Annotated in this window: 33 protein-coding genes and 2 pseudogenes; 18 read left to right on the top strand and 17 right to left on the bottom strand. The window is 32.7% G+C overall.

Features of this window, described 5'->3' with window-relative positions:
• Positions 1-34: 34 nt before the first annotated feature.
• The 4 genes from H6578_04350 to H6578_04335 all read right to left on the bottom strand — a co-directional run bounded on the left by H6578_04350 (position 35) and on the right by H6578_04335 (position 3,533).
• The gene (locus H6578_04350; protein ID MCB9226380.1) at positions 35-1,000 is read right to left on the bottom strand and encodes a hypothetical protein; all 966 of its coding nucleotides are present in this window, start codon (positions 998-1,000) and stop codon (positions 35-37) included.
• A 33-nt stretch (positions 1,001-1,033) separates the two neighbouring features.
• The gene (locus tag H6578_04345; GenBank protein ID MCB9226379.1) at positions 1,034-2,212 is read right to left on the bottom strand and encodes an acetyl-CoA C-acyltransferase; all 1,179 of its coding nucleotides are present in this window, start codon (positions 2,210-2,212) and stop codon (positions 1,034-1,036) included.
• A 74-nt stretch (positions 2,213-2,286) separates the two neighbouring features.
• Positions 2,287-2,643: an SET domain-containing protein-lysine N-methyltransferase gene (locus H6578_04340; GenBank protein ID MCB9226378.1), complete on the bottom strand. Its 357-nt coding sequence runs from the start codon at positions 2,641-2,643 to the stop codon at positions 2,287-2,289.
• Between the two features lie 131 nt (positions 2,644-2,774).
• Positions 2,775-3,533, bottom strand: coding sequence for a DUF4476 domain-containing protein (locus tag H6578_04335; GenBank protein ID MCB9226377.1), 759 nt, complete (start codon positions 3,531-3,533; stop codon positions 2,775-2,777).
• Positions 3,534-3,829: 296 nt separating this feature from the next.
• Between H6578_04335 and H6578_04330 the strand changes: the two genes are divergently transcribed.
• Complete coding sequence (locus H6578_04330) at positions 3,830-4,573, top strand: hypothetical protein (protein MCB9226376.1); 744 nt, start codon at positions 3,830-3,832, stop codon at positions 4,571-4,573.
• Here H6578_04330 and H6578_04325 read toward each other — a convergent pair.
• Positions 4,570-5,014: pseudogene (locus tag H6578_04325) on the bottom strand (OsmC family protein). The gene H6578_04330 and the pseudogene H6578_04325 overlap by 4 nt on opposite strands.
• A 269-nt stretch (positions 5,015-5,283) precedes the next feature.
• On the opposite strand from H6578_04325, the gene rplM reads away from it, so the two are divergent.
• From rplM to frr, 6 genes and pseudogenes are all read left to right on the top strand, one after another.
• Positions 5,284-5,721 carry a 50S ribosomal protein L13 gene (gene rplM, locus H6578_04320; GenBank protein MCB9226375.1) on the top strand — a complete coding sequence of 146 codons (438 nt, stop codon included), beginning with the start codon at positions 5,284-5,286 and terminating at the stop codon, positions 5,719-5,721.
• Positions 5,722-5,725: 4 nt separating this feature from the next.
• Positions 5,726-6,111 (top strand): annotated as a pseudogene (rpsI, locus tag H6578_04315) (30S ribosomal protein S9).
• 24 nt (positions 6,112-6,135) lie between these two features.
• On the top strand, positions 6,136-6,891 hold the full coding sequence (rpsB, locus tag H6578_04310) for a 30S ribosomal protein S2 (GenBank protein MCB9226374.1): 756 nt from the start codon (positions 6,136-6,138) through the stop codon (positions 6,889-6,891).
• 106 nt (positions 6,892-6,997) lie between these two features.
• A complete protein-coding gene (locus tag H6578_04305) occupies positions 6,998-7,978 on the top strand; it encodes an elongation factor Ts (GenBank protein ID MCB9226373.1) in 981 nt (326 codons plus the stop codon).
• 90 nt (positions 7,979-8,068) lie between these two features.
• Positions 8,069-8,776: a UMP kinase gene (locus H6578_04300; protein MCB9226372.1), complete on the top strand. Its 708-nt coding sequence runs from the start codon at positions 8,069-8,071 to the stop codon at positions 8,774-8,776.
• Between the two features lie 23 nt (positions 8,777-8,799).
• On the top strand, positions 8,800-9,363 hold the full coding sequence (gene frr / locus H6578_04295; protein MCB9226371.1) for a ribosome recycling factor: 564 nt from the start codon (positions 8,800-8,802) through the stop codon (positions 9,361-9,363).
• A 3-nt stretch (positions 9,364-9,366) separates the two neighbouring features.
• On the opposite strand, the gene H6578_04290 is transcribed toward frr, so the two are convergent.
• Positions 9,367-11,223, bottom strand: a complete 1,857-nt coding sequence (locus H6578_04290; GenBank protein MCB9226370.1) for an ABC-F family ATP-binding cassette domain-containing protein — start codon at positions 11,221-11,223, stop codon at positions 9,367-9,369.
• A gap of 69 nt (positions 11,224-11,292) precedes the next feature.
• Here H6578_04290 and H6578_04285 point away from each other — a divergent pair, with 69 nt between their 5' ends.
• Positions 11,293-11,817, top strand: a complete 525-nt coding sequence (locus H6578_04285) for a gamma carbonic anhydrase family protein (GenBank protein ID MCB9226369.1) — start codon at positions 11,293-11,295, stop codon at positions 11,815-11,817.
• Positions 11,814-12,335, top strand: coding sequence for an isopentenyl-diphosphate Delta-isomerase (gene idi / locus H6578_04280; protein ID MCB9226368.1), 522 nt, complete (start codon positions 11,814-11,816; stop codon positions 12,333-12,335). The genes H6578_04285 and idi overlap by 4 nt, the downstream gene beginning before the upstream one ends.
• A 7-nt stretch (positions 12,336-12,342) precedes the next feature.
• Here the strand turns inward: idi and H6578_04275 are convergent, their stop codons facing one another.
• The 5 genes from H6578_04275 to H6578_04255 form a co-directional block, all read right to left on the bottom strand.
• A complete protein-coding gene (locus H6578_04275; GenBank protein ID MCB9226367.1) occupies positions 12,343-12,846 on the bottom strand; it encodes a hypothetical protein in 504 nt (167 codons plus the stop codon).
• Complete coding sequence (locus H6578_04270; GenBank protein ID MCB9226366.1) at positions 12,836-13,717, bottom strand: sterol desaturase family protein; 882 nt, start codon at positions 13,715-13,717, stop codon at positions 12,836-12,838. The genes H6578_04275 and H6578_04270 overlap by 11 nt, the downstream gene beginning before the upstream one ends.
• Positions 13,714-14,187, bottom strand: a complete 474-nt coding sequence (locus H6578_04265) for a gliding motility lipoprotein GldH (GenBank protein MCB9226365.1) — start codon at positions 14,185-14,187, stop codon at positions 13,714-13,716. Before H6578_04265 ends, H6578_04270 begins: the two co-directional genes overlap by 4 nt.
• A complete protein-coding gene (locus H6578_04260; GenBank protein MCB9226364.1) occupies positions 14,177-15,310 on the bottom strand; it encodes a hypothetical protein in 1,134 nt (377 codons plus the stop codon). The genes H6578_04265 and H6578_04260 overlap by 11 nt, the downstream gene beginning before the upstream one ends.
• A gap of 65 nt (positions 15,311-15,375) precedes the next feature.
• Positions 15,376-16,491 carry a hypothetical protein gene (locus H6578_04255; GenBank protein MCB9226363.1) on the bottom strand — a complete coding sequence of 372 codons (1,116 nt, stop codon included), beginning with the start codon at positions 16,489-16,491 and terminating at the stop codon, positions 15,376-15,378.
• Between the two features lie 44 nt (positions 16,492-16,535).
• On the opposite strand from H6578_04255, the gene H6578_04250 reads away from it, so the two are divergent.
• The 8 genes from H6578_04250 to H6578_04215 all read left to right on the top strand — a co-directional run bounded on the left by H6578_04250 (position 16,536) and on the right by H6578_04215 (position 20,935).
• Positions 16,536-16,946, top strand: a complete 411-nt coding sequence (locus H6578_04250) for a 6-carboxytetrahydropterin synthase (protein ID MCB9226362.1) — start codon at positions 16,536-16,538, stop codon at positions 16,944-16,946.
• Between the two features lie 21 nt (positions 16,947-16,967).
• Positions 16,968-17,693 carry a lysoplasmalogenase gene (locus H6578_04245; GenBank protein MCB9226361.1) on the top strand — a complete coding sequence of 242 codons (726 nt, stop codon included), beginning with the start codon at positions 16,968-16,970 and terminating at the stop codon, positions 17,691-17,693.
• Positions 17,674-18,576 carry an alpha/beta fold hydrolase gene (locus H6578_04240; GenBank protein MCB9226360.1) on the top strand — a complete coding sequence of 301 codons (903 nt, stop codon included), beginning with the start codon at positions 17,674-17,676 and terminating at the stop codon, positions 18,574-18,576. The genes H6578_04245 and H6578_04240 overlap by 20 nt, the downstream gene beginning before the upstream one ends.
• Positions 18,577-18,679: 103 nt before the next feature.
• A complete protein-coding gene (locus tag H6578_04235; protein ID MCB9226359.1) occupies positions 18,680-18,892 on the top strand; it encodes a hypothetical protein in 213 nt (70 codons plus the stop codon).
• Positions 18,879-19,265: a rhodanese-like domain-containing protein gene (locus H6578_04230; GenBank protein ID MCB9226358.1), complete on the top strand. Its 387-nt coding sequence runs from the start codon at positions 18,879-18,881 to the stop codon at positions 19,263-19,265. Before H6578_04235 ends, H6578_04230 begins: the two co-directional genes overlap by 14 nt.
• Positions 19,266-19,270: 5 nt before the next feature.
• Complete coding sequence (locus tag H6578_04225) at positions 19,271-20,260, top strand: putative sulfate exporter family transporter (GenBank protein MCB9226357.1); 990 nt, start codon at positions 19,271-19,273, stop codon at positions 20,258-20,260.
• Between the two features lie 95 nt (positions 20,261-20,355).
• Positions 20,356-20,784: a hypothetical protein gene (locus tag H6578_04220; GenBank protein MCB9226356.1), complete on the top strand. Its 429-nt coding sequence runs from the start codon at positions 20,356-20,358 to the stop codon at positions 20,782-20,784.
• Positions 20,738-20,935 (top strand): hypothetical protein, encoded by a 198-nt coding sequence (locus tag H6578_04215; GenBank protein MCB9226355.1) that lies wholly within the window; start codon positions 20,738-20,740, stop codon positions 20,933-20,935. The genes H6578_04220 and H6578_04215 overlap by 47 nt, the downstream gene beginning before the upstream one ends.
• A gap of 40 nt (positions 20,936-20,975) precedes the next feature.
• Here the strand turns inward: H6578_04215 and H6578_04210 are convergent, their stop codons facing one another.
• The 3 genes from H6578_04210 to H6578_04200 all read right to left on the bottom strand — a co-directional run bounded on the left by H6578_04210 (position 20,976) and on the right by H6578_04200 (position 23,899).
• Entirely contained in the window at positions 20,976-21,881 is a 906-nt protein-coding gene (locus H6578_04210; GenBank protein ID MCB9226354.1) for a hypothetical protein, read from the bottom strand.
• A gap of 77 nt (positions 21,882-21,958) precedes the next feature.
• The gene (locus H6578_04205) at positions 21,959-22,390 is read right to left on the bottom strand and encodes a GNAT family N-acetyltransferase (GenBank protein MCB9226353.1); all 432 of its coding nucleotides are present in this window, start codon (positions 22,388-22,390) and stop codon (positions 21,959-21,961) included.
• A gap of 12 nt (positions 22,391-22,402) precedes the next feature.
• Positions 22,403-23,899 carry an asparagine--tRNA ligase gene (locus tag H6578_04200; GenBank protein ID MCB9226352.1) on the bottom strand — a complete coding sequence of 499 codons (1,497 nt, stop codon included), beginning with the start codon at positions 23,897-23,899 and terminating at the stop codon, positions 22,403-22,405.
• Positions 23,900-24,119: 220 nt separating this feature from the next.
• Between H6578_04200 and panB the strand changes: the two genes are divergently transcribed.
• Positions 24,120-24,935: a 3-methyl-2-oxobutanoate hydroxymethyltransferase gene (panB, locus tag H6578_04195; protein ID MCB9226351.1), complete on the top strand. Its 816-nt coding sequence runs from the start codon at positions 24,120-24,122 to the stop codon at positions 24,933-24,935.
• 73 nt (positions 24,936-25,008) lie between these two features.
• On the opposite strand, the gene H6578_04190 is transcribed toward panB, so the two are convergent.
• Genes H6578_04190 through H6578_04180 form a run of 3 tightly spaced genes read right to left on the bottom strand, consistent with a single transcriptional unit; the run spans position 25,009 to position 26,463 of the window.
• Positions 25,009-25,710 (bottom strand): hypothetical protein, encoded by a 702-nt coding sequence (locus H6578_04190; GenBank protein MCB9226350.1) that lies wholly within the window; start codon positions 25,708-25,710, stop codon positions 25,009-25,011.
• A gap of 12 nt (positions 25,711-25,722) precedes the next feature.
• Entirely contained in the window at positions 25,723-25,941 is a 219-nt protein-coding gene (locus H6578_04185; GenBank protein ID MCB9226349.1) for a hypothetical protein, read from the bottom strand.
• Positions 25,942-25,959: 18 nt separating this feature from the next.
• Positions 25,960-26,463, bottom strand: a complete 504-nt coding sequence (locus tag H6578_04180) for a DUF4112 domain-containing protein (protein MCB9226348.1) — start codon at positions 26,461-26,463, stop codon at positions 25,960-25,962.
• Positions 26,464-26,475: the final 12 nt, after the last annotated feature.

Here is a 26,475-nt window from a genome sequence, read left to right as displayed (position 1 = left end):
CCCAATTGCTTATGGTTGATTTTGTGGATAGTGTTTATCCTTCGTTCGGTATATTTTTATCTTTACAATATTGTTCTATTTCGGTGTCATTTTCAAAATAGTCATCACAAAATTCATTCAGTTCTTTCTCTGTCGATTTGTAATATCTTTCTTGAGCAGTCATAAGTCTGTCTGTTTGTTCAATAAATTGTTCAAACTCTTTATTTATTTTACAAAGTTTGTCTATTGTCTTAAAGTCAAGGTCTCTATAACTTGCAGGAAAAAGAATTTTACTTTGGTATGGATTTGCATTTAGTTCAATAATTCCAATTCCGAACGATTGGTTTAATCTTTCCATCTCGTCCGATAAACTGTCGCTGAATTCAAATGCAACCAAATATCCATAATTTGCCCAACTTGAATTTGAAACTGCTTGGAAATAAGCTTTTTTTAATTCCGAGTCCGAGTTGATTTCCTTTTTAATCTCGTATGAACTCAATTTGAATGTATCTACTCTATTTATTGACTTTAAAAAATTCTGGCTGACTTTTGTTTGAAGATTTAGAAATTTAATTCCAACCATATCTGGATGCGTCCAAATCTGATTGTTGTCTTTTCCGTATTTTGATTGTTCGTGAAATATAGTTTTTGAATAGATTTTTGTGTTTTTTAAATAACTACTCAAAAGTTTGTGCAAATCCCGTTCGTTGTATGTTTTGGCTTTTACTTTTATCGGTTTTGAAGTTGTTTCGGTTGTTCCTGAAAGAATTTCAATCCCGATTTCCTGTTCGTTTTTAGTCAAATAGTATGAGTAAGTTCCTCCATCTTGTTTTATTCGTTTTACTCTACTATCTCCATTTCTTATAAAATCCCCGAGCAATGCGGAAATTGTGGAAGCTGGCGTTTTTGCTGTTCCAAAATCATAATAGCCTTTACTTACAATATGGTCGTGAACTTCCAAATAATTTGTTAGTCCGTTTATGTCGTCAAGACTTTTTAAAATTGCTTCTTTTATTGTCATTTTTTTCTTTTGGTACGGTTCACAACGTTAAGATTAAGCCAACTCTATAATCATAGCACTTGCTCCACCACCGCCATTGCATATTCCGGCAGCTCCTTTTTGCTTGTTGTTATTTTTTAAAGCTGAAATTAAAGTACAAATTATTCTGCACCCCGAAACGCCAATAGGATGTCCTATTGATACTCCGCCACCATAAATATTTGTTTGATTGTGGGTAATATTTAAAAGTTTCATATTAGCTAAAGCAACTACGGCAAAGGCTTCGTTTATTTCAAATAAATCAATATCAGAAACCGCTAAACCTGCTTTTTTTAACGCTTTAGGAATAGCCAAAGCCGGAGAAGTGGTAAAGTCAATTGGTTCTTGAGCTGCATCGGCATAGCTCACTATTTTAGCTAATGGTTTTAATCCCAGTTCTGTCGCTTTTTCTTTGCTCATTAGCACTATGGCAGCCGCACCGTCATTTATATTAGAGGCATTGGCTGCGGTTACGGTTCCGTCTTTGTTAAACGCTGGTCGCAACTGAGGAATTTTATCAAAACTAACTTTAGTAAAATCTTCATCTTTATCAAAAACTATAGGATTTCCTTTTCTTTGAGGAATTTCTACAGGTACTATTTCGTCTTTAAAATAACCTTTTTCTGTAGCTTCAGCAGCTCTTTTGTATGAATCAATAGCATAATTGTCTTGGTCTTCTCTTGAAAAACCATTTTCAGTAGCACAGTGGTCGCCACAAGTTCCCATCATATCGCCATTATATGGGTCTTGAAGTCCATCACGCACTATGGTATCTATAAAAGTTTGGTTGCCATATTTTATGCCAAAGCGTGCTTTTTCTACCATAAAAGGAGCGTTGCTCATGCTTTCCATACCACCACATACCACTATATCTTGGTCGCCTAAAGCTATGCTTTGAGCACCAAACATTATAGCTTTCATACCGCTGGCACATACTTTATTTACAGCGGTGCAAGGTGTGGCTGGAGAAAGCCCTGCTTTTAATGCAGCTTGGCGTGCCGGGGCTTGTCCGGTATTGGCTTGCAATACATTTCCCATAAAAACTTCTCCTACTTGCTCGGGTTTTATGCCTGCTCTTTTTACGGCTTCTTTTATTACTAAAGCTCCTAAATCTATAGCTTTAAAAGATGATAAAGCACCACCAAAACTTCCTATTGGAGTTCTTGCCATGCTTACTATTACTACTTCTTTCATGTTGTTTTTTGTTTGAGATTTTGTGTTCTAAAAATTATGGTGCAAAGGTACAAAATTTAGAGTTATGTATAAACCTAAGTTTCTATAAACCAAAGTTCTTTGTCTTCGCCCATGGTGTAGTCTATAAAAAGTTCAGCACCTGCTTTAATATTTTCTTTAGAAAAAATGCTGATGGTATTATTTTCAAAATCACATTCGTGGTAGCAATTTGGGTTTTTGCTATGGTTATAGATAGAAACATAACCCAGTGCTATGGCAGATTTTTTTTGATTATTGCCCCAAGAAAAATAATAATCGTGTAGGTGCGTTTGATGTATTTTTTTAGTATCTAATGTGTTTAAAACTATAACGGGGGCAATTTCAATTAAAGTATCAGCTTCTATTTTTTGCAAGGTAAATATGCCTAAGCCTTTATTTTTGGTTTGCTTAATTTTTAAGAATGGGTTTAAATAATTTTTCACTTGTACAAATTTATAAACTAATTGTTATAACAGCACAAAGCCTGAACTTATTTCTAAATTCAGGCTCTGTTAAACCAAAAACAAAAACACATTACGGAAATTTATAGCGAAGCGATGTATTCATTGAGCTCCCTCACATCGCTGGAAAAGTTGAAAGCATTGTTTACCATAAAATAATTCTCCCTGTCTAAAGTAGATGTATATGCCGATTTTGCTACTTCAAGTTTTTCGCTACTAAAAGGAAAAACTTTCATTATTCTTATTACTTGCTGTGTAGTAAAATAATTAGCAGCTAACGCTTGATGATAAACTTGCAGTTTGTTATCGCTAAAAGGGGTTCTTTTAAGGGTATTTATTAACTGCTCAAAAGCAACTGGCTCCATAGGGAATACCTGCGGTTGATATGGATTGTGGTGGTAGTTATCTGTATTTGCTTGGCAATTATTGGGCTGATTAGTATAATAATTGTTTACAATATTAGTGTTTGGGTAATAAGTGTTTTGCGGAGGTGTGGCGGGCTGTAGTGCCACTACATTTGCCAACACTAAATTATTAGGTACTATATTATATGTCATGGCGGCATTAGGATAAACCTGAATTTGACCGTTAAATATAACTGCATAAGGTTTGTGCCCAAAATGGTTGCCATAATGTGGCTGTGCTATGGGAGAAACTTCTATATTGTAAGTGCCTGCCATTATATTATCTATAATTAAAGAAGATTGGTAACTATAATAAACCTGACCGTTAATATTTATTTTATAAGGTTGGTTGTTAAAGCTACTAAACTCCAATTTTGAAGCTGTAGCATTTGTAAAAATGAGTAGGGTTGATACTAAAGTTAAAATAATCGTTTTCATAGCACTTGTTTTTATTAGTGTACATAAAACAAGACGCATGCCAAAAGCTTAATTTGCTCTGTTAATGCAATGTTAATAGGAAATTAAATGTTGATTATCAGATGGTTGTAAAGGGTGTTTTGTAATTTCTAAATATTTTTTCGTGCGTGTTATTCCGTAAAATTTTGGAATAAAATAGAAAATTTATCTAACTGCTGTTACCATGTCTGCGACAAGTAGAGATGGCTACGGAATCTCAATTCATATTTTTCTAAAATAGATTTTTATTCTTACAAAACATTTCGTAATTTCACAATATGAAAAAGTTAATTGTTTACATATTTCTGCTAAGTTTTTGTTTTACATCTGCCCAAGAAACTACAAAAGAATATCCCAAACATAGCTTAGGTGTTAATTTTCAAGGAAATTATTCTTATAGATATTTAAAAGTTAATAGAAAACTTTTTTCATGTGGTACTGGAAATCCTTGGGAAAACTATGAAGCACTTATCCAATCAAGAAACAAAACAGAACAAGGAGGATTTGGCTTCACAACGGGCATTAATTATGTGCTAAAGCTACATAAAAATGTAGGAATAGAAATTGCCGCTCAGTTTGCCGGAAGAAAGAATATATTTAAAGACGTATTCATTCTTGATGGAAATTTTCATGAAATAGGAAAAGGAACAATTAATGATACATATTTATATGTAGATTTCCCTGTTAAAGTCAATTACTATTTTTTAAATAAGGAGAAATTTCATCTATTTGTTTCTTCCGGACTTAATACAAGTATTTATTTAACTACAAAATCTATTATAAAATCTGAGTATTATGATGGTACTAATGCTAAAGTAAAACGAACAGATAGGAACAAGATGCCAGATAAAGTATTACTTTCTTACATCGGTTCACTTGGTTTTGATTACGATATAAGCTCAAAATTTACATTAAGAATAGAACCTATTGTTAATGTTGCTTTTTATACCAACAGAGATACTCCAATATTGCAATACCCTTATAGTTTTGGCTTAAATACAGGGGTGTATTACAATTTTTAAACTGCTTCTTTCACTTCTACTTTTGGCAAAAACTCAATTTCTGATTTTATAGAATTAGAAATCAAACAAGCTTTTTCTGCTTTTTCCATTATCCGTATAGCTCTATCTTCTCGGGTATCGGCAGCTACTATTAAAGTTGGTTTTAAAACTACTTTGCTCATCATAAATTTACCGTCCACTTTTTCCAGTATTCCTTCACTTTCTACTTTTAAATCTATAAAATCAAATTTAGAGTATTCGGCTATAGCTAAAAAAGGTAGTCATAAAACAAGAATTAACAGCAGCAGTAAAAAAATGCTCTGGCGACCACACACCAGCTATCCCTTTGTCAAACTCAGGAGGCGTTGCCACTTCAATGTTGTCGTTTAGTTCTGGCGAGCTAACTGCTCCTAATCTATCTTTTTTCCAAATTAAATTAACGTTGTAAGAATGTTTGTCCATAATTAAATATTTTAATGCAAAATTAGCGTAAGTAAATAGTTTATTATGTGATAAAAGACACCAATGATAAGATAAAGAATAATAAAAATTTGCGAAATTTTAACTGATTATCAATTACTTATGAATGTACTATGAAAAATTTTAAAACAAACTATTGTTTGCAAAGCAAATTAGTTTTATCTTTGCAGTCCGATTTTTTAATGAGTTTCATTTTAGTGCGAAATTTATACTGAAAATCAAAGAGTTATAAAAAAATAAAAAAATTTATTGTGAATACATTAAGTTACAAAACAAAATTTGCCAATGCTCAGACTTATGAGAGAGAGTGGTTTGTAGTAGATGCTACAGATAAAACTTTAGGAAGATTGGCTACACAAATAGCAACGGTGCTAAAAGGCAAACACAAGCCTACTTATTCGCCTCATTTTGATGCAGGAGATAACGTTATTGTATTAAATGCTGATAAAATTCATTTAAGTGGAGACAAATGGAATCAGAAAAAATACATACGTTACACCGGCTATCCGGGTGGACAACGTGAAGTGGTGGCTAAAAATTTAAACGACAAAAAACCTATCGCCATAGTGGAAAATGCGGTAAGAGGAATGTTGCCTAAAAATAAATTAGGAAGAGCCATGTTTAAAAAATTATTTGTTTACGCAGGTGCTGAGCATCCACACGCAGCTCAAAAACCACAAACTTTATAATATTATGGAAAAAAATGTAGCTGTAGGAAGAAGAAAAGCATCAGTTGCTAGAGTTTTCATTAGCAAAGGAAAAGGAAATGTAACTATAAACGGAAAAGATTTGAAAAATTACTTTTCAGTTGATTTTTACAAAACAAAGTACTTGAACCATTAGTAGCAACAGAAAACACTAAAAACTTTGACTTTAAAGTAAATGTGCAAGGTGGCGGTATAAAAGGACAAGCAGAAGCTATTCAGTTAGGAATTTCAAGAGCTTTACTTTTAATAGATGAAGAATACAGAGAAACGCTTAAGCCATTAAGAATGCTTACCAGAGATGCCAGAGTGGTAGAACGTAAGAAACCAGGTTTAAGAAAAGCACGTAAGAAAGAACAATTTAGTAAGCGTTAATTTTTTAAGGGAAGAACAAGAAACATGAAAAAAATAGAACAAAAAGAATTGTTAAAGGCAGGTGTTCACTTTGGTCACCTTAAAAGAAAATGGAATCCTCAAATGTTGCAATACATTTTTATGGAGAAAAAAGGAATCCACTTAATAGACCTTAACAAAACGTCAGAAAAATTATTAGAAGCAGCTGCGGCAATGCGTCAAATAGCAAGTTCTGGTAGAAAAATATTGTTTGTAGCTACAAAAAAACAAGCTAAAGAAACAGTAAAAACTTATGCTCAAAGTGTAAATATGCCTTATGTAACCGAAAGATGGTTAGGAGGTATGTTAACTAATTTTGGTACCATAAGAAAGTCTATCAAAAAAATGCAAACTATTGAAGACATTTTAAGTGATGAAACCAATACAAGTTTAACTAAAAAAGAGCGTTTAATGCTTTCTCGTCAGCAAGAGAAATTAAACACAGTATTAGGCGGTATTGAAAAATTAAACAGATTGCCTTCGGCTATTTTTGTGGTAGATATAAACCATGAGCACATTGCTATAAAAGAAGCAGAAAAATTAGGAATTACCACTTTTGGTATGGTTGATACCAACTCAAATCCAAATCAAGTAGATTTCCCAATTCCGGCTAATGACGATGCCTCTAAATCTATAGATATTATAACTAAATACTTAGTAGAAGCTATAAGAGAAGGTTTAGAAAACAAAGAAAGCGATAAAAAAGCTGAAAAAGAAGGTGCTGAAACAGAAAAAGAAGAAGCTAAAGCAGAAGAAAAATAAATTTTGCTTTAAGGCGTAAAAAACGCCCATCCAAAATAATAACGGTCGGGCATTAGCTTGACCGTTTTAATATATATAATTTATCAAAAAAATAAAAAGGAAAAAAATGGCAATTACTGCTCAACAAGTTAAAGAATTAAGAGACCAAACAGGTGCAGGACTTATGGACTGTAAAAAAGCATTGGCAGAATCTAACGGAGATATGCAAGGTGCTATAGATTATTTAAGAAAAAAAGGTGCAAAATTAGCTGAACTACGTTCTGGTAGAGATGCTAACGAAGGTGTGGTTATAGCTAAAACATCTGCCGATGGCAAAAGAGGTGTTATAGTACACTTAGCTTCTGAAACAGATTTTGTGGCTAAAAATGAAGAGTTTATACAATTTGCAAAAGATTTAGCAGACTTAGCTCTTGAAAAAAACATTCAATCTAAAGAAGAATTAGAAAATGCTACAATTGAAGGCGTAGAAGTAAAAGCTAAAGTTCAAGAAAAAGTAGGAACTATTGGCGAAAACATTTCTATCAGCAATTTTGTGGCTAAAAAAGGCGAAAACATTGCTTCATACATTCATGCCGGAAACAGAATAGGCGTATTAGTTTCTTATAAAGATGGTGGAAAAGACGGTGCAGACCAATTTTTTAAAGGCGTAGCTATGCACATAGCGGCTATGAAACCTAAAATTTTGAGCTACAAACAGTTTGACGCTGATTTTATAGCTAAAGAAACTGAAGCTTTTAAAAATCAAATTATTACTGAAAACGAAGAAAGAGTTCGTTTGGGCAAACATTTATTAAATGTACCTCAGTACGTTAGTAAAGTTCAGTTAACTGATGAAGTTCTTGCTAAAGTGAAAGAAGACATCAAAAAAGAATTATTAGCAGAGGGAAAACCTGAACAAATTTTAGATAAAATTGTACCGGGAAAATTAGACCGTTTTGTAGCAGACAATACATTATTAGACCAAGAATATTGTTTGCTTGACCAATTTTATGCTTTAGATTCTGATAAAACTGTAGCAAAAGCTATTAAAGATTTTAGCCAAGATGCAGCAGTTGTAGAATTTGCAAGAATAGAATTAGGCGACTAAAATTTATAATTATTTAAAAAGGGAACTTCGGTTCCCTTTTTTTATATCTGTTTTTTAAAGAAAAGAAGTAATTTAGCAACAAATTGAACAATGAGTAAAAAAAGAGTCCTTTTAAAACTAAGTGGAGAAAGCCTAATGGGAAACAAACAATTTGGCATAAATCCGGCAGTGGTAGAACAATACAGCAAAGACATAAAAGATGCCTTAACTGAAAATGTAGAAATAGCCATTGTAATAGGAGGAGGAAATATATTTAGAGGACTACAAGCTCAGGATAGCGGAATAGACCGTGTTTCGGGAGATTATATGGGAATGTTAGCCACCGTTATTAACGGTGTAGCACTTCAAAATGGATTAGAAAATCAAGGGATTTTTACCCGATTGGTTTCAGCCATAGAAATGAAAGAAATAGCAGAACCTTATATTAGAAGAAGAGCCACCCGACACCTTGAAAAAGGTAGAGTAGTTATTTTTGTGGCAGGAACGGGAAGCCCTTATTTTACTACCGATTCTGCTGCTGCACTTCGTGCCTCAGAAATAGATGCCGATGTGGTGCTGAAAGGCACAAGAGTAGATGGTATATATACTGCCGACCCGGAAAAAGACAAAAATGCAGTTAAATACGATGAGTTAACCTTTGATGAAGTGTTGCAACAAAAGTTAAATATAATGGATACTACGGCATTTACACTTTGTCAGGAAAACAACATTCCTATTCATGTTTTTAATATGGATATAAAAGGAAATTTAAAGAAATTGCTTAAAGGAGAAAAAATTGGCACAATAGTTACTAATTAATAAGTATTAAATGTAAAAAAACTATGGAAGAAGAATTAGAATTGATGTATTTAGAGGCAAGAGAATCAATGGATAAAGCTCTTGATCACTTGCGAAAAGAATTAATTAAAATTAGAGCAGGAAAGGCAAACCCTGCAATGTTGAGCAATATTATGGTAGATGCTTATGGTGTGCAATCGCCATTAAACCAGCTTGCCAATGTTAACACTCCCGATGCCAGAACACTTTCAATACAGCCTTTTGATAAATCTATATTATCAGATATTGAAAAAGGAATACTGGCTGCTAATATTGGTTTAACACCTCAAAATGACGGAGAATTTATTCGTTTAAATATTCCACCGCTAACAGAAGAAAGACGTGTTTCTTTAGTAAAACAAACAGGCACTTTAGGCGAAGATGCTAAAATTTCTATTCGTTCGGCAAGAAAAGATGCTTTAGATTACATTAAAAATTTAGAAAAAGACGGCTTAAGCGAAGACGAAGCCAAAAGAAACGAAGACGAAGTTCAAAAAATAGTGAATGAATATACTGCAAAAATTCAGGCTATATTGGACAGTAAAGAAAAAGAAATAATGACGGTGTAGTTTTTATGCTCTTTCACTTAGCTCTAACCATTCCATGGTTTTTTCGTCTATTTGCTCTTCAATATTTTTACTTTCTTGACTAAGTTCATTTAGCTTTTCATAGTCATTTACACAAGATGCCATTTTAGTATGCAAGGCTTCCTTTTTTAGTTCTAATTTCTCAATTTCTTTTTCTAAACGGTTAAAAAGTTTGCGTTCTTCATAACTTAATTTTTCGCCTTCTACTTCTGTGCTTATTGTATTTTTATCTTGTTCTTTAGGTGCAGTTGCGGTTTCTTTTGTTTCGTTTTCTTTAATTCTATACTGAGTATAATTTCCGGGAAAATCAGCTATTTCGCCATTATTGCCAAAAACAAAAACGTGTTCTACCAATTTATCCATAAAAAACCTATCGTGAGTAACAATAATTAGGCAACCCGGGAAATCTGCCAAAAATTCCTCTAAAATATTTAAGGTTATTAAGTCTAAATCGTTTGTAGGCTCGTCAAGAATTAAAAAATTAGGATTTTGAATAAGAACCGTAAGCAAATACAATCTGCGTTTTTCGCCACCACTTAGCTTATTCACGTGTACGTAGTGCATATAGCCGGGAAACAAAAACTTTTCTAATAGCTGTGCTGCCGTTATTTTGCCACCTCCTTTAAGCGGAATATATTCGCCAAACTCTCTTACTACTTCTATAACTCGCATGCCCTCTTTAAGAACCATTCCTTCTTGGCTGTAAACGCCAAATTTTACGGTTTCGCCTATTACAACTTTGCCGGTATCGGGCTGAGTTTGTCCCAAAATAGTTTTAATTAAAGTAGATTTTCCCGAACCGTTTTTGCCTATTATTCCTAATTTGTCAAACCGTTTAAACTTATAGTTTAAGTTTTTAAATAAAATTTTATCGCCATAATTTTTACTAATATTATGTAGTTCTAAAATTTTACTACCCAATCTTTCCGGGTTAATTTCTAATTCTACTTCTTTATTTTCTATTTTCTTATTGGCTTGATTTTTAAGCTCATAAAAAGATTCAATACGTGCTTTAGATTTAGTTCCTCTTGCCTTGGGCATTCTACGCATCCATTCTATTTCTGTCCGCATTAAATTTTTAGCCTTAGAAATATTGGCTTGTTCATTGGCAACTCGGGCTTCTTTTTTCTCTAAATATTCAGAATAATTTCCCGAGTAGCTATAAATCAATCCATTTTCCAGTTCAATTATTCTATCGCAAATATTTTCTAAAAAATATCTATCGTGTGTAATAAGCAAAAGCGTTATTTTACTTTGAATCAGCCATTCTTCAAGCCATTCTATCATTTCTAAATCTAAGTGGTTGGTAGGTTCGTCAAGAATTAAAAAATCCGGATTATTAACCAGTAATTTTGCCAGAGCTACACGCTTTTTTTCTCCTCCTGAAAGATTTTTAGCACTGGCGTGAATATCGGGAATATTGAGTTTAAATAAAATTTGTTTCACTCTTGTTTCATAATCCCACGCCTGCGAAGCGTCCATTTTAGCAATGGCTTGGTTTAGTTTTATGGTATCATTAGGTTGTTGTAGTGCTTTTTCATAAGCTAAAATAGCTTTTGTAGTATCGTTTTGGGCATATAGCACGTTTTCAAGAATAGAAATAGTTGTGTCAATATCAGGCTCTTGCATTAAAAATGCTACATTAATATTTTTGGCAAATGCTATTTCTCCCGCATCGGCAGGTTCTATATTTGCCATAGCACGTATTAAAGAAGATTTCCCTGTGCCATTAGCGGCAACTAATGCCACTTTTTCTCCTTCGTTTATGATAAAAGAAACATCTTCAAACAATAGTTTTTCGCCATAACGCTTGGCTACATTTTTTACATTTAAGTACTGCATAATTAACTGCAAAGATAAAATAAAGCTCATTCAATATTTTACTTGTATTTTTACACTTTTAAAAAACTTATGCCCATAATTAAAACATTAAATAATATAACTCCACAATTTGGAGAGGACTGCTGGCTTGCTGAAACAGCTACCGTTATTGGAGATGTAAGAATGGGGCACCAGTGTACTATATGGTATAATGCAGTATTGCGAGGAGATGTAAATAGTATAACTTTAGGAAACAAAGTAAATGTGCAAGACAATGCCATGATACATTGCACTTATCAAAAAGCAGCAACTGCAATTGGGAATAACGTGAGCATAGGGCATAATGCCATTGTTCATGGTTGTAAAATAGCAGATAATGTATTGATAGGCATGGGAGCTATAGTAATGGATGATGCACAAGTAAATGAAGGCGTAATAGTGGCTGCCGGAGCTGTGGTTAAAGAAAATGAAGTGTTGCCACCCTATACTTTATGGGCGGGAATACCTGCCAAAAAGGTAAAAGACTTAGATAGAAATGAAACTTTTGACAAATTAGAGCGTTTAGCAAATAACTATGTTAAATATGCTTCGTGGTATAAAAAAGAAGAAAAATGAATGAAGAAAAAGTAGTTTTAGTAAACGAACAAGATAAAGTGCTTGGTTTAATGGGCAAACAAGAAGCTCATGAAAAAGGGCTATTGCACAGAGCTATAAGTATTATTTTGTTTAATGACAAAAAAGAAATTTTACTACAACAGCGTGCCGATAAAAAATACCATTGGGCTGGGATATGGAGCAATACGGTATGTACCCACCCGAGGGAAAATGAAAGCTATAAAAATGCTGCAAATAGACGATTAGAAGAAGAATTGGGTATTAATGCTGACTTAAAACAAATTTTTCATTTTATATACAAAGCCAAAGACGAAGAAAGTGGCTTAACAGAACACGAACTTGACCATGTTTTTATTGGTAATTATGGAGGCAAAATTCCTTTTAATACCGAAGAAGTAAAAGCTGTACGCTGGATAAGTAAAACCGATTTAGATAAAGAAATTTCAAAAAATTCGGAACAGTTTTCTTTTTGGTTTAAAATTATTTTAAAAGAAATGGAAGTGAGGGGGATGGTGTAAATTTTCTTTACCTCAAAGGCTTAAAACTTTCTATTATTTTAGCTATATCTTCACCGTAGCGTTGCTTTCTGTCCATAGTGCGGGTCCAAACGGCTAACTCATAAAACTTATCCTTAGTTTCAAAAACCGAATGCCAATAATAAATATTTTCATTATTCATGATGCCATAAATTTGAAGATCTATAGCTTTAAAATTGTCATTTTCTCTATACACAGAATCTGTTACCACAGGCTTTTCAAGTAATTGAAAGTTTCTTATAACATCCACTGTCTTCTTTTGAAAATCTTCAAAAGTTTGCGTTCCTTTATCTGAAACTTTAACTATGCTGTATATATTTCTGTAAGCATTTTTATACTGCAAATCTGCTCCTTCAAGCAAATCATCTGTGCTTTTCATATATCCCGGATATGATACTTCAAACATTTCTGTTTTTACTTCTTTAGGCTTTTCTGAATAAGAACACGCTGACAGCAGTGCAATTAAAAATACAGCAATTAAGCTATTCTTCATTTTTTATTTTTTTTCTTAATGTTTTGGCTCTTAAATCTTCTCCATTGTGGCTCCACCCGGGGGCGTAAAAAATATATTTTAGCTTATTAGCTAATCCCGGAGCATTTTTAACATCATGAAACAATGCCACAAACTCATGAGTGGCTATTTTAAATGGATTGTAAGTATGTATATTAGTGGTAATTCCATACACTACTTTTTCTTCTTCTTTTTGAAAAGTGTTAAACATTCTGTCCCAAATTATTAAAACACCTGCATGATTTTGATCTAAATACTTAATATTACTTCCATGGTGTACCCTGTGGTGTGAAGGCGTATTGAAAATAAATTCAATTGGCTTAGGTAATTTTCTTACCAATTCGGTATGTTGAAAAAATTGATACACTAAACTTATGGTTTGCATTATAAATATCATAATGGGAGCAAAACCCACCAATGGCAACCACATCCACCATACATATTTATATAATAACTCTGCCCACGATTGCCGTAGTGCCGTACCCAAATTCATTTTAACAGAAGAATGATGGTTTATATGTGCCGCCCACAGCACCCTCACTTCGTGGCTTAAGCGGTGATGCCAGTAAAAAGTAAAATCATCTGCAAAAAATAGAAGAACCCACACCCACCATTCTGTTCCCAAATCAAAAAGTCTAAACTGATACAAAAAGGAATAAACTATAAAAGCCAAAGTTTTCATGCCTGCTCCTATAAATGCAGAACCTATGCCCATGCTAATACTTGCCAAAAAATCTTTGCCTACATATAAATCTTTGTGTTGCTTATAAGCTATCAAAGCTTCTATGGCTATTAAAACCATAAAAATGGGAATGCTGTATGCCAAAATTATATTATCGGGCGTTAGTTTCATTCTTCTTTTATATCTTCTATTTTTATACCCATGCTCAAAATATTTTCTAAAGGATTTTCTCTCATTTCGTGCGATAAAGCAAACGTATATACTCCTGTATCTGTAAAGCTATACTGCTCATAATTTTCAACGGGTATTTGAATTAAACAAACATCTCCGGAGCATTTGCCATACCACTGCCCGTTAGGTTGCGATAACTGTATATTTATTTTTTCATTAACCACACTATCATTAGGAAAAACTATCTGTAGGTTTAACCATAAATTTCTCCAGTTAAAAGCCGAAGTGTGGCGTATGTTTACGTATAAGTTTTTAGGTAAATTATCTTGTATTTTAGGCTCAAATTTTAGTGTATCAGTTATTTGCCACAAACCTTTTTCTATATCCATGTTTTTTTCATACAAAGAACCTTCATTGCATGAAAAAAGAAAGATGACTACAGCAAAAATAAACCAGATTCTATTTGTCATTTCTCCTATTTTTAGGGTTTCTCCTATTCTTGTTTTTATTTTTATTTCTGCGTTTATTTTTACCTTTTTGTTCTAAGGTATTAAGGCTTACACTGCCCACTAAATCGGTAGCATAAGCATCTTCAAGTTCTTTTTCTTCTGTTTGCTCTATTATGCTAAATTCTGCCAAACTTAAAGGCGTTTTCTTATCTTTAAGCATGGCTTTTATTTGTAGTACATCTTTTGTGCTAAGCTTAAAATACTTATTAGTTTCTTCTACAAAATAGGTCATTTCAAGTTTAAAAATATCCGTTTTTCGCAAGTAAGCCATACCTTCTTGGGTTTTTAGCTTGTCGCAATTTTTAGGAATAGATTTTAAGGCATCCATGTAGGTGTCTAACTCGTAGTTTAAGCAGCATTTAAGTCTGCCACACTGCCCCGAAAGCTTATCCGGATTAATACTCAACTGCTGATAACGAGCAGCACTGGTGCTTACACTATCAAAATCGCTTAGCCACGAAGAACAGCACAATTCTCTACCACAAGGTCCCATGCCTCCAATACGTGCCGACTCTTGTCTTGCTCCTATTTGACGCATTTCTATTTTTATCTTAAATTCTGAAGCATATTGCTTTACCAGCTCTCTAAAATCTACTCTGTTATCGGAAGTATAATAAAATGTAGCTTTTTTGCCATCGCCTTGATATTCTATATCGCCTATTTTCATATCAAGATTCAAATTTCGGGCTATAACTCTGGCTTTTACCAGCATTTGCTTTTCTTTATTTCTATAATTCTCAAGCTTATTTATATCATCTTCCGTAGCTTTTCGTACTATATCTCTAATATTATCGGGGTGGTTTTTTACATTTTTCTTTTTCATTTGTAGCTTAACCAATTCGCCCGAAAGTGAAAGTTTCCCTATATCGTAGCCTTGCGAACTTTCTACTACCACATAATCGTTTTTATATAAATCTATATGGTTTTTATTTCGGTAAAAGGCTTTTCTTGCTCCGTCTTTAAAGCTAACTTCTATTATATTAAAATTGTAGTTGTTGGATAAAGGAATATCTTTAAACCAATCAAAAGTATTCATTTTATTACATCCGTCCGATGATGTACTACATCCTGTTGCACACGCCATTATATTTTTAATTTATTTGGTCTTTTTCTTTTTTTGAGAAAAAGGATTATTTAATAGTCTTGACTTTAATTTAATAAAGCCTTTATTTTCATACTTGTACTATAAAATGCAATTTTAGCATTTGCATTTCGCACTATTTCATAGTGCAAGTTATTGATTATTTGGGAAATGCTTATCATTTTTTGCCAACTAAATGTGTTTATCATTTTTAAAGCCGTATCCTGTTCTTCTTCTGTTAATTTGCTAAAAACCTCATTTTGCGAAGCAAAGCCTTCTCTTATAAAGAAAAGGGCAAACTTTAAAAATGCTTTTTGATTTTGCCTGCCTGTACTGCCCATTTCATCGCACCAGTTTATTAAACCATTGGCAAACTCTAAATTTGGTCGGGCTCTTAGCTGAATAATAAACAACATCCATTGTCTAAAATTCTGAAAATAATCATTTTCTGTATTTCCTATTAAACTTACGGCATCTTTCCAGCTTCCATCCGCTATTTGAGCTATCTTATGAGCTTCTGCTTCACTTATTTGAAAATTTTTAAGCAAATTACTTTTTATATCTTCTAAAGTAAGAGCGTTAAATTTCACAAGCTGAGTTCTGCTTAAAATTGTAGGCAATATTTCATCTTGATTTTGAGCTATTAAAATGAAAATAGTGTTTTCCGGTGGCTCTTCTATTAATTTTAAAAGTCTATTTCCTTCTTTTCTTAAATATTCGGCACCCCATATTATTTGCACTTTGTATTTCCCTTCAAAATGCCTCAATCCATGCTGCCGTATTATTTGATTACATTCTTCGGCTGTTATATTGCCTTGTTTGTTTTCATTATCTAAATAAGCTATCCAATCATTGTAAGTTATATAACTTGTGTTGCTTAAAATTTCTCGCCATTTTACTATATCGTCTTTAGCTACACTTTTTGCTCCAATAGTGGGGTAGGTGTAAAAAATATCGGGGTGTATTAGTTTTTGTGTTTTTACACATGATGCACACACGCCACAGCTATCATCTTCCGTAGGATTTTCGCAGTTTAAATACTGGGCAAAAGCTAAAGCCATAGAGAGTTTTCCTGTACCTTCGTTTCCTAAAAACAGCATTGCTTGGCTTACTTTATTGTTTTTAGCCGATGCTATGAACTGTTTTTTTAAATGATTTTGAGCTATTACGTCTTTAAATTGCATTGTATAATTTAGAGTTTGTAAATTTACAAAAATTAGTAAGGAATATGACAAAAGTAGCCGTTTATAGAAAAGCACATTTTAATGCAGCACATCGTTTGTACAATAAAAACTGGAGTAATGAAAAAAATAATGAAGTTTTTGGTTTGTGCAATAACCCAAACTGGCACGGACACAACTACGATTTAGAAGTATGTGTAATAGGTGAAATAGATAAAGACACGGGATATGTAATAGATTTAGGTGTGTTAAGAGATATTATTAAAACAGAAATAGAAGAACGCTTTGACCACAAAAACCTAAATGAAGAGTGTCCTGAATTTGAAAACTTAATTCCTACAGTAGAAAATATAGCTGTGGTTATTTACAATATTCTAAAAAATAAATTAGATAAAAAATACGAAATAAAAGTTCGTTTGTACGAAACCAAAAGAAATTTTGTAGAATATCCTGCCTAAAATTCATACCTTTAAAACCTTATGAAACAAAACAAACTTATTTATATCTATTTTGCCATTTTAGCTATTCAACTCACTGGCGATTATTTATTTGACTTAAACGGTAGTGCTTTGGGCGTTTGGCTTACTAAACCTTTGCTCATGCCTATTTTGGCTTATTGGTATTATCAAAATACTAAGGCTAAAACTTCTTTTGATAAAATAATTTTGGTTTCCTTATTTTTTAGCTGGTGGGGCGATAATTTTTTAATGCCGGGTATATTTAAAACCGATATAAACTTTTTATTGGGCTTAGCATCTTTTCTTATAGCTCATGTTTTGTATATAGTAGCTTTTGTAAAAACGCCTATTAAAGCTAAAAGTGTGCTACTAAAACGCCCGTGGCTGGTTTTTCCTTTTATTTTATTTTTGTTTGGTATGATTTCATTTTTATTCAATCAAAAACATCCTGATTTTGCGCCTATGAGCATACCCGTTATTGTATATGCTACTGTTATAATGATAATGGTATTAACAGCACTTAATAGATACGAAAAAGTAAATCATCCGAGTTTTAAATGGGTTTTTATAGGTGCTGTATTATTTATGATTTCCGATTCTGTAATTGCCTTCCAAAATTTTTCATATTTATTTGGCGAAAATAAGCTAATAGCACGATTTTTAATTATGCCATTATATGTCTTGGGGCAGTATTTTATAGCAAAAGGTTGTATCTTGCAGAACGCAAATGGAAACAATCAAATATAAAGACCGAAGCTTTGAAAATTACCTTCAGTATTTTCAATTTTTAATTAACGAACTGGGATTTCCCGATATTTTACATTTTTTTGAAAGTGAGTTTATCCCTTCGGGTAAAATAATGCTCAATATAGACATACACACCTACAACGAAGATGCTCCTACGGTAGTTTTTGTGCCGGGTACCTCCGTTTATGGTTTATGCTATGCCGAAATACTATACGAAATAGGCAAAAAGGGCTACAATATTATAGCTATGGATCCTCGTGGGCACGGTAGAAGTACAGGCGATAGAGGCAACTACACCATAGAAGAACTTATGGAAGATGTAGAAACCGTAGTAGCTTATGCTAAAAAAAGGTTTAATAACAAAGTAAGCATAATGGGAAGTAGCCAAGGGGGCATTGTTTCTTTTTATTTGGCAGCAAGAGGAATAGATGTGGACACCATTATTTGCCAAAATTTTGCTGATTTGCAGTGGGGCGAAACACATACTATAACCCGATATCCTCAACTTGCTAAAATAGGAAAACCGTTTGTTAAACTTGCTGGAAGTATGCTACCAAATGCTAAAGTATCTACACTTAGTTATTTAGATTTAAAAAGTATAAAAATCAAATACTTTGGTAGTTTGCACAATTTTATAGTTGACGACCCTTTTACGGTTTCAAAAATTAGTTTAAGAGCTGCAAAATCTTTAGTAAATGCCAAAATGGAACGCCCAGTAGAGGAAATTGATATTCCTATATTTGTTTTTCAAGGCACTTCTGATATTGTTTTTCCTGTAGAATACACCCAAAAATTATACAAAAAGCTAAAGTGCAAAAAACAATTAAAACTTTATAAAGGACTGCGACCATGCCATAATGGTAGAAAACGTAGATTTAATTAAAGATGATATTATTAATTGGCTTAATGGTATTTACAAGATTAATTAATTTAGTCTGCGACAAATATCACAATAGCTAAATGCGCCATTTTTTAATTTTGTGGCAATGAATTTTTTATCTAAACACAGGTTTGTAATTGTAGGAATAATATTGGGAGCTTTTGCGGGATTTTTGTATTATAGTAAAGTAGGTTGTGTTTCCGGCACTTGTGCCATTACTTCTTCTCCTATAAATTCTACTTTGTACGGTGCTTTGCTCGGATATTTATTTGTTGGATTATTTAAAAAAGAAGAAATTAAAGAAAATGAGAAAAATTAAATTACTAAGTTTTGCAATTATCGCTATCCTTTTTAGTACATCATGTACCGGGCAAAATGGCATTGAAGCTATAGGTACTGATGAATATGTAGAAATGGAATCGAAAGAAGATGTTTTAGTTATAGATGTTCGTACGCCAGACGAAGTAGCACAGGGACACATAGCCGGAGCTGATTATTTTATAAATATTTATGATAAAAGTTTTAAAGAAAAAGTAAATGCTTTAGATAAAGACAAAACTTATATTGTATATTGCAGAAGCGGAGCAAGAAGTGCTAACGCTATAAAACAAATGAACGACATGGGATTTAAACATTTATACAATCTTACCGGTGGCATTATGGCTTGGGATAAAGGAGAATTAGTTAAATAACAAATATGCCTTTTATAAAGGAAAAAGCACTGGGCATATTACTTTCTGTGGCATTAGCTGCTGTGGCTTTTCTTTTAGAAGATTATGTGCCGGGCTTTAATGCCGTTATTCTTGCTTTTTTACTTGCCGTTGTTGTTGGCAATATTATTAAACTACCTGCAAGTACAAAACCGGGTATAAAATTTTCAAGTTCTTTTTTATTAGAAACTGCTATTATTTTTCTTGCTTTTAGCATCAATTTTAAAAGCATAGCAGCAATGGGGTGGCTTAAATTTTTGTTTATTGTCATTATTGTAGTTTTTGTTTTGCTTGCCACCATTTTTATCGCCAAAAAATTTTACAAAGGAAATATAACTACACTTCTTGTAGGTTTTGGAACAGCAATATGCGGTTCATCTGCTATAGCGGCAGTAGCACCCGTTTTAGTAAAAAATGAAAAAGATAAAGCGTCTATAGGTGTTTCTATTGCGGTAGTAAATTTATTGGGAAGTGTAGCTATGGTTGTTTTGCCTTTTGTACTGGCTATATTTATTAAAAATGAGTTTGATTTAGGTTTTATATTAGGTGGCAGTTTACAATCGGTGGGCAATGTGGCAGGAGCCGGCAAAGCCATTAGTGAAACCGTTTTTGAGACAGCTCTTACGGTTAAGTTAGCCCGAGTAGCTTTACTTTCTCCTGCGGTTATATTGTTTAGTTTTATAGTAAATAAGCAAGAAAGTGAAAATGAAGGGAAAAAATTTAGCTTTAAGTTGCCTACTTTTTTATGGATATTTATAGCCATAACCATACTTAACTCACTTATTAATTTGCCACCTGATATTTTAAAAGTATTAAAGCAAGTAGGCGAAATATTACTAACTGTAGCCATGGCAGCAATAGGTTTGGGCGTTAGCTTTAAAAATTTATGGCAGTCGGGCAAAAGTGCTATTGGTTTTGGGTTAATTATATTTTTATTACAAATAGCATTGGCTTTATTGTTGGTTTTAAGCTTTTAATATTGCTTCTGTAAGGCAAACATTAATATTTTACAGGCATCAGTATAACAGTATTTCGCCAAATTATTTATATTTATACCAAAATTTGACTAACTATGAAAAATACCTTATTTAATAAAGTTCTATTTTTTCTTTTTTCTATTACTTTTTTTGGGTTTATAGCTTGCGGTGGTGCTAATGGAGAAAATGCTTCTACTTCTTTACAAGGAAAAGCGGATAGTGAACACGAATCGCCTTATTATGATGATATTGTTTTATCTAATTCCGGAGAATTTTCGGGAATAGAAATTGGAGAAACCAGAACCTCAGTAAAGCAAAAACTGCCGGAAGATGCTTTTGATAATGAGTCGGAAAGTTATTTATATTACAAGTGGAATATAGGTGATCACGTTTATAATTTAGACTTATTTTTTGATGGAGAAGATAAGCTAAACTCCATAGACGGCTATGTGCGTTTTTATGACAGCAAAGGAGCTTATGATAAAGACCAAGCTTTGGCTTTTTACAAAGACCTTAAAAGCTGATTTTTTAACTAAATATGGCGAAGAACAAGAAGTAAACTTAGATGATTTCACATATATCCGCTGGATTTTTGACCAAAAAGATGTGGAAATAGGCATAGACAATGCAGAAGTGTATTGGTATGTATATGCTTATAAAGATAAAGAGCAATAGGATTATTTTACCTCAAAAACTATGTTGTAGTCGCTCGGTATTAATCCCTATTATCTAAAATAGGGTGTGGCATTGGTGGAGCATCATTTTTGTCAATAGAATAATGGAAAATTTTATCTATCCATGTCCATTTGTTGTTTTTCCATTCAAAACCTTCATAAGTTCCATCTGGAACATAAGTAAAATAAGCATCTTTTTCATGCTCAGAAGGAGGCACTAAATGATCAAAAATAATGATGTTTTTATCTGTATCGTAGTTTAATTTTACGCTTGCTTTATCTGTATATTCTAAAAAGAATCTATTAAAAGTAGTGGTTACATTATTGCTATCCGTTATGGACACTAATGGAGCTCCAAAAACAGGTTCATTATTTTCGTTAAAACTCAAAAACTCTAAAAATTTTCTATTGCTTACAAAGTCTGCATCATCATAAGCAAATAGTGTGTAATAATTTTTACCGTCAACAGTATTTAAAAGACATTTATAGTAAATTGCTCCATACCAATTATCTTTATTTAGTATTTCTTGTGGATGTACGGTCATGGTATCTGAAAAATCAAATAATGGAAAAAGACTTAAATTTTGCGTATTAAGTTGTAGTGCACCATAGTATCTATGTGTGCCTAATGGTTCTCTCAGTTGCCAAGTAAAAATTCTAAAACTACTATCTGGTGCATACACTTTCATTACTCCTTGAAGGGAATCAAACGCATACTGAAATGAATTTTTTTCTTTTAAAATGGCTACAAATTTTGGTATAAAATCATGTATGTTTTCTACCCGAACCTTAAAATCTAAACTATCATATTTAAACTCTTCGGTGTATGTTTTTAAAATATCTTCGGCAGCTTCAAACTTTTTTATTTCTTTTTCATTAAGTTTTTGAGCAAAACCAAAAGATATTAAACCACAAAAAATAAGAGAAATTAATCCTTTTGTTTTCATAATAGTAATAACGCAAATAGTGTACCTTAGGTATTAAGGCTTGAATTAAATAATCACAAAGTTATGTTAATGTAGGCTTATATCAATACCTTTTCCATTTTAAAATGGGGTATGCCTACCTCCAAAAATGTATTTCCTATTTTTTTATAAGCCATTTTTTCATAAAAAGGAAGCACATTAGCCCGAGCATGACAATACATTTTATTATAATGATTTTCTATTGCCCATTTTTCTGCATTTAACACTAAATTTCTACCCACACCTTTTTGTTGTATAGTAGAATCAACACAAACTTGCCTCATTTTTATTTGTTTATCATCATTTGGCACTAAACTAAGGCAGGCTATTACTTCATTATTTTTTATTAAAGCAAAATGAATTTGATTGTTTTCTTGCATCAATTCTTCTTTGCTAAATGCTAAACCCAAAGGCTTTCTTAAAAGTTTATCTCTAAGAGCTACGCATTTCCAATACGCTTCACTATTATGTTTTACTAAAGTAAACTGCAAATGAAAAAAGAATTAAGGGAATAATCTTTGGCTTGTTCTAGGAAAAGGAATAGCTTCTCTAATGTGTTTTAATTTGCAAATCCAAGTTATTAAACGTTCTAAACCTAAACCAAAACCGCTGTGAGGTACAGAACCAAAGCGTCTTAAATCTAAATACCATTCATAATCGGCTCTGTTTAAACCTTCCTCTTCTATTTGTTCTAATAAGAAATCTAAGTCCGTTTCTCGCTCGCTACCGCCCACTATTTCTCCGTATCCTTCAGGAGCTAATACATCTACGCCTTTTACGTATTCTATATTATTTTCTACACGCTTCATGTAAAAAGCTTTTATAGCTCGTGGCCAGTTGTACACCATTATTGGGCAACCATACATACGTGTTAAAACTGTTTCGTCTGAACCACCCAAATCGCCACCGTGTTTAAAGTTTTTAGCAGAATTCATCCATTGAGGAATATTGCGTTCGTCTTCTTCCAGTTCTTTAAGTTCGGCTTTTAGCTGCCCTACTTTATTTCTATTAAAGTTTTTAATGCCTTTTTTGCTTACATTATCGTTAACAATAATTTCTCTTTCTTCAATTTCCTTATTTATTTCAGCTATTTTGTTTTTGGTGTCAGCTAAATCTTCTTCCAACATTTTAATGGCATTTTTACCATTTACATCTTTTTTGCCCGTTAAAATATCTATAGCTTCATCGTAAGTAATACGTGGGAATTTCTCATTTACACTTTTTAAAGCTTCTATATCTCTACCCAGTATATTCAGTTCGTTTTGGCAGCGGTCTATTACTTTATTTACAACATATTTTAGCATGTCTTCAATTAAGTCCATATCCATATCCAAGTCAAAAAATGCCATTTCAGGCTCTATCATCCAAAACTCTGTAAGGTGGCGTCTTGTTTTAGATTTTTCTGCCCTAAAAGTAGGTCCAAAAGTATATATTTTGCCTTGAGCCATTGCCATAGCTTCGCCATAAAGTTGTCCTGTTTGAGCCAAATAAGCTTCTTGCCCAAAATAATCTGTAGCAAATAAATCTGTAGTTCCCTCAGCAGCACTTCCCGTAAAAATAGGCGAATCCATTAGCATAAATCCTTTTTCTTGAAAGAAAGAATGTAATGCAAAAATAGTAGCATTACGCACCTGCATTATAGCCCATTGCTGAGAACTTCTTAACCATAAATGTCTTCTTTCTAACAAAAAATCTACTCCATGTTCTTTTGGAGTTATAGGATAATCTTCAGAAACATGGATAATTTCAAAGTCTGTAGCTTGAAGCTCAAAACCTCCAATTTGTTTTTCATCTTGAACCACAGTTCCTGTAATACTTAATGAAGTTTCTTGGCTAAGTTGTTTTGTATCTTCAAATTTATTGCCTACTACATCTTCAGAAATAACACACTGACAAAATCCACTTCCATCACGCAAATTTACAAATGACAGTCCTTTGCTATCTCTTTTATTGGCAACCCAACCTTTTAAAGTTACTTTTTTGCCAACATTATCCTGCATTTGATTGATATATATCCAAGACATAATTAATTATTTTTGAGGTGCAAAGGTAAAGGAATTATGTGTTATTTGTTTAATCGGAAAACAGAAAATTGAAACATACTAAACTTCATATTTTTTTGGTATCTAAACTTAATCTTCAAAAAAGTCAAAATACATAATGGATAAAGATTAAACCCATAATTTATTATTACTTTTGTAATGCAAAAAACATAAAAATATGTCGGTACACGGTAATGTAAAACGCGTAACAACCCATACGCTACAAGCAATGAAAGATAATAATGAAAAAATATCTATGCTTACGGCCTATGATTATTCTTTGGCTAAAATTGTAGATGATGCGGGTATAGATATTATACTGGTAGGCGATAGTGCCAGTAATGTAATGGCAGGGCACGAAACTACTTTGCCTATTACTTTAGACCAAATGATTTATCATGCTTCATCGGTGGTGCGTGCTGTGGGGCGTTGTTTGGTAGTGGTAGATTTACCTTTTGGTTCGTACCAAGGCAATAGTCGTGCGGCTTTAGATTCCAGCATTAGAATAATGAAAGAAAGTGGAGCTCATGCTATTAAATTAGAGGGCGGATTAGAAATAAAAGATTCTATAATTAGAATTTTAACGGCAGGGATTCCCGTGATGGGACATTTGGGTTTAACACCTCAAAGTATTTATAAATTTGGAACATATACGGTAAGAGCTAAAGAAGAAGCTGAGGCAGAAAAGCTTTTAGAAGATGCTAAAATGCTGGAAGAAATAGGCTGTTTTGCTTTAGTTTTAGAAAAAATTCCTGCTAAACTGGCTAAAAAAGTTGCCGAAAGTGTAAACATTCCTGTTATTGGTATAGGTGCAGGGCATGAGGTGGACGGGCAAGTGCTCGTACTTCACGATATGCTGGGCATTACTTCAGAGTTTAGCCCCCGTTTTTTAAGACGCTATTTGAATCTTTATGATGATATTAAAGGTGCTGTGGAGCAATACATTGAAGATGTAAGAAGTCAAGATTTCCCAAGTGATAAGGAGCAGTATTGATAGATGTGAGAATAAAAAAAAGCTATCAACCTAATGTCAATAGCTTTTTTTTATAAATAAAAATTTCAATTGCTTATTTAGCTTGCATATTTAACTCTTTTCCTTTTTGAAGGCTATTTTCTAAGTTTTTTACAGCTTCTTCGGCTCTGTTAATTTTTTGAAGTTCTTCTTTGTACTGAGCATCATTAATTTTACCGGTCTTTTTGCTTTCTTCTAATTTTTGCTTTGAAGCATTAATTTTTTCTTTAGCGGCTGCCACTTTATCCTCTCCTGTAGTTATGTTGCTATCTAATTCCTTAGCTTTAGTTTCTTTGTTCATTTTAGCTTCTTCAGCTCTGTGCTGACCAAAATCTTTTCCTTCTAAACCAGCTTTATCTTTTCCATATCCATGTCCGTTGCCTTTATCGTCATGAGGAGGAGGTCCTTGTTTTTTACCCTCAGGCATTTCAGGTTTTCCTTCAGGATGTTCTCCTTTTTCTCCTTTCCATTCTTTGTCTTTTCCTTGCTCAAACTCTCTTTCTTCTCCATGATTTTTTTCATGTCCTTTACCTTGGGTATGCTCATGCTCTTTTTCTTTCATGTACTCCTTACCCTCTTTTTCTGCTTTAGAATAATTATCCTTTTTGCCTTTGTCGTTCAACTCCTCTCTGTGAGGTAGCGGTTCTTTTACTTTGTCTTTATACTCTTTTCCATGTCCATTGCCTTGAGCAAAAGATAAATTAGCCATTAACACAAAACCGGCTAATACAAATATTGTTTTTATTGTTTTTTTCATCATTTTTAAATTTTACAATTCATTTAATAAACTATCCAACTCTTCAGATTTATCCTTAATATCGTCTCCTGCTTTTTCTATTTCATTTGAAACAGAATCCATAAAAACAGCTTCTTTTTCACTAAGTTTGTCTTCTTCAGTTTCAATTTGCTGTTCAACATTTGTGCCATTTTGTTTGCAGCCTACTAAAAAGCCTGCTAATAATAGCGTTAAAAAAATTAAATTTCTCATAGTTTTTTGTTTTTTAGTTTAAAAATAATTTATAGTTGTAGGTTCTATTTTACTGGCTAAATATAGCAATAAGAATACTAAAGATAAAATTATTGCAATAATCATAAAAATAGTTATTCCAAAAACTATCCAAATTCCGTATTCATATTTTCCATTTGGGTTGTTTTTTAAGTGTTGCTCTAATAAGTGTAAATTTTTGGTATTAGATTTAAAGCCAACATCTACTATAGTTCCTAAAAACGGAATAGATGAAAATAAAGTATCAAATATGGTATTAAACATCATTTTAAAAGCTGTTTTAACCGGAACGCCTTTGGCTAAAATAAGTCCCAAAATTCCTACGTTTATACCACTACTTATTATATCTCCTGCACCGGGCATTAAACTTAATAGTGGATCTAAGCCAAATTTTATATTGGTAAAAGGAATAGTAAATTTAGTATCCATCCATTCCGTTAAAAATTTAATGGTTTGTAAACTTTTCTTATTTTTAGGGTCGTATTTTTCCGACAATTTGCTCATCAAAAATTTAAT

Source organism: Chitinophagales bacterium, from assembly GCA_020635995.1.
Classification (GTDB): domain Bacteria; phylum Bacteroidota; class Bacteroidia; order Chitinophagales; family UBA8649; genus JAFMKE01.
This window is presented reverse-complemented; position numbering and strand designations above follow the sequence as displayed.

Coding starts and splice junctions, on each gene's coding strand:
- H6578_04350 (MCB9226380.1), bottom strand. CDS start 1,000: ATGACAATAAAAGAAGCAATTTTAAAAAGTCTTGACGACATAAACGGA.
- H6578_04345 (MCB9226379.1), bottom strand. CDS start 2,212: ATGAAAGAAGTAGTAATAGTAAGCATGGCAAGAACTCCAATAGGAAGT.
- H6578_04335 (MCB9226377.1), bottom strand. CDS start 3,533: ATGAAAACGATTATTTTAACTTTAGTATCAACCCTACTCATTTTTACA.
- H6578_04330 (MCB9226376.1), top strand. CDS start 3,830: ATGAAAAAGTTAATTGTTTACATATTTCTGCTAAGTTTTTGTTTTACA.
- rpsB (MCB9226374.1), top strand. CDS start 6,136: ATGAAAAAAATAGAACAAAAAGAATTGTTAAAGGCAGGTGTTCACTTT.
- H6578_04305 (MCB9226373.1), top strand. CDS start 6,998: ATGGCAATTACTGCTCAACAAGTTAAAGAATTAAGAGACCAAACAGGT.
- H6578_04300 (MCB9226372.1), top strand. CDS start 8,069: ATGAGTAAAAAAAGAGTCCTTTTAAAACTAAGTGGAGAAAGCCTAATG.
- frr (MCB9226371.1), top strand. CDS start 8,800: ATGGAAGAAGAATTAGAATTGATGTATTTAGAGGCAAGAGAATCAATG.
- H6578_04290 (MCB9226370.1), bottom strand. CDS start 11,223: ATGCAGTACTTAAATGTAAAAAATGTAGCCAAGCGTTATGGCGAAAAA.
- H6578_04285 (MCB9226369.1), top strand. CDS start 11,293: ATGCCCATAATTAAAACATTAAATAATATAACTCCACAATTTGGAGAG.
- idi (MCB9226368.1), top strand. CDS start 11,814: ATGAATGAAGAAAAAGTAGTTTTAGTAAACGAACAAGATAAAGTGCTT.
- H6578_04275 (MCB9226367.1), bottom strand. CDS start 12,846: ATGAAGAATAGCTTAATTGCTGTATTTTTAATTGCACTGCTGTCAGCG.
- H6578_04270 (MCB9226366.1), bottom strand. CDS start 13,717: ATGAAACTAACGCCCGATAATATAATTTTGGCATACAGCATTCCCATT.
- H6578_04265 (MCB9226365.1), bottom strand. CDS start 14,187: ATGACAAATAGAATCTGGTTTATTTTTGCTGTAGTCATCTTTCTTTTT.
- H6578_04260 (MCB9226364.1), bottom strand. CDS start 15,310: ATGGCGTGTGCAACAGGATGTAGTACATCATCGGACGGATGTAATAAA.
- H6578_04255 (MCB9226363.1), bottom strand. CDS start 16,491: ATGCAATTTAAAGACGTAATAGCTCAAAATCATTTAAAAAAACAGTTC.
- H6578_04250 (MCB9226362.1), top strand. CDS start 16,536: ATGACAAAAGTAGCCGTTTATAGAAAAGCACATTTTAATGCAGCACAT.
- H6578_04245 (MCB9226361.1), top strand. CDS start 16,968: ATGAAACAAAACAAACTTATTTATATCTATTTTGCCATTTTAGCTATT.
- H6578_04240 (MCB9226360.1), top strand. CDS start 17,674: ATGGAAACAATCAAATATAAAGACCGAAGCTTTGAAAATTACCTTCAG.
- H6578_04235 (MCB9226359.1), top strand. CDS start 18,680: ATGAATTTTTTATCTAAACACAGGTTTGTAATTGTAGGAATAATATTG.
- H6578_04230 (MCB9226358.1), top strand. CDS start 18,879: ATGAGAAAAATTAAATTACTAAGTTTTGCAATTATCGCTATCCTTTTT.
- H6578_04225 (MCB9226357.1), top strand. CDS start 19,271: ATGCCTTTTATAAAGGAAAAAGCACTGGGCATATTACTTTCTGTGGCA.
- H6578_04220 (MCB9226356.1), top strand. CDS start 20,356: ATGAAAAATACCTTATTTAATAAAGTTCTATTTTTTCTTTTTTCTATT.
- H6578_04215 (MCB9226355.1), top strand. CDS start 20,738: ATGATAAAGACCAAGCTTTGGCTTTTTACAAAGACCTTAAAAGCTGAT.
- H6578_04210 (MCB9226354.1), bottom strand. CDS start 21,881: ATGAAAACAAAAGGATTAATTTCTCTTATTTTTTGTGGTTTAATATCT.
- H6578_04200 (MCB9226352.1), bottom strand. CDS start 23,899: ATGCAGGATAATGTTGGCAAAAAAGTAACTTTAAAAGGTTGGGTTGCC.
- panB (MCB9226351.1), top strand. CDS start 24,120: ATGTCGGTACACGGTAATGTAAAACGCGTAACAACCCATACGCTACAA.
- H6578_04190 (MCB9226350.1), bottom strand. CDS start 25,710: ATGAAAAAAACAATAAAAACAATATTTGTATTAGCCGGTTTTGTGTTA.
- H6578_04185 (MCB9226349.1), bottom strand. CDS start 25,941: ATGAGAAATTTAATTTTTTTAACGCTATTATTAGCAGGCTTTTTAGTA.
- H6578_04180 (MCB9226348.1), bottom strand. CDS start 26,463: ATGAGCAAATTGTCGGAAAAATACGACCCTAAAAATAAGAAAAGTTTA.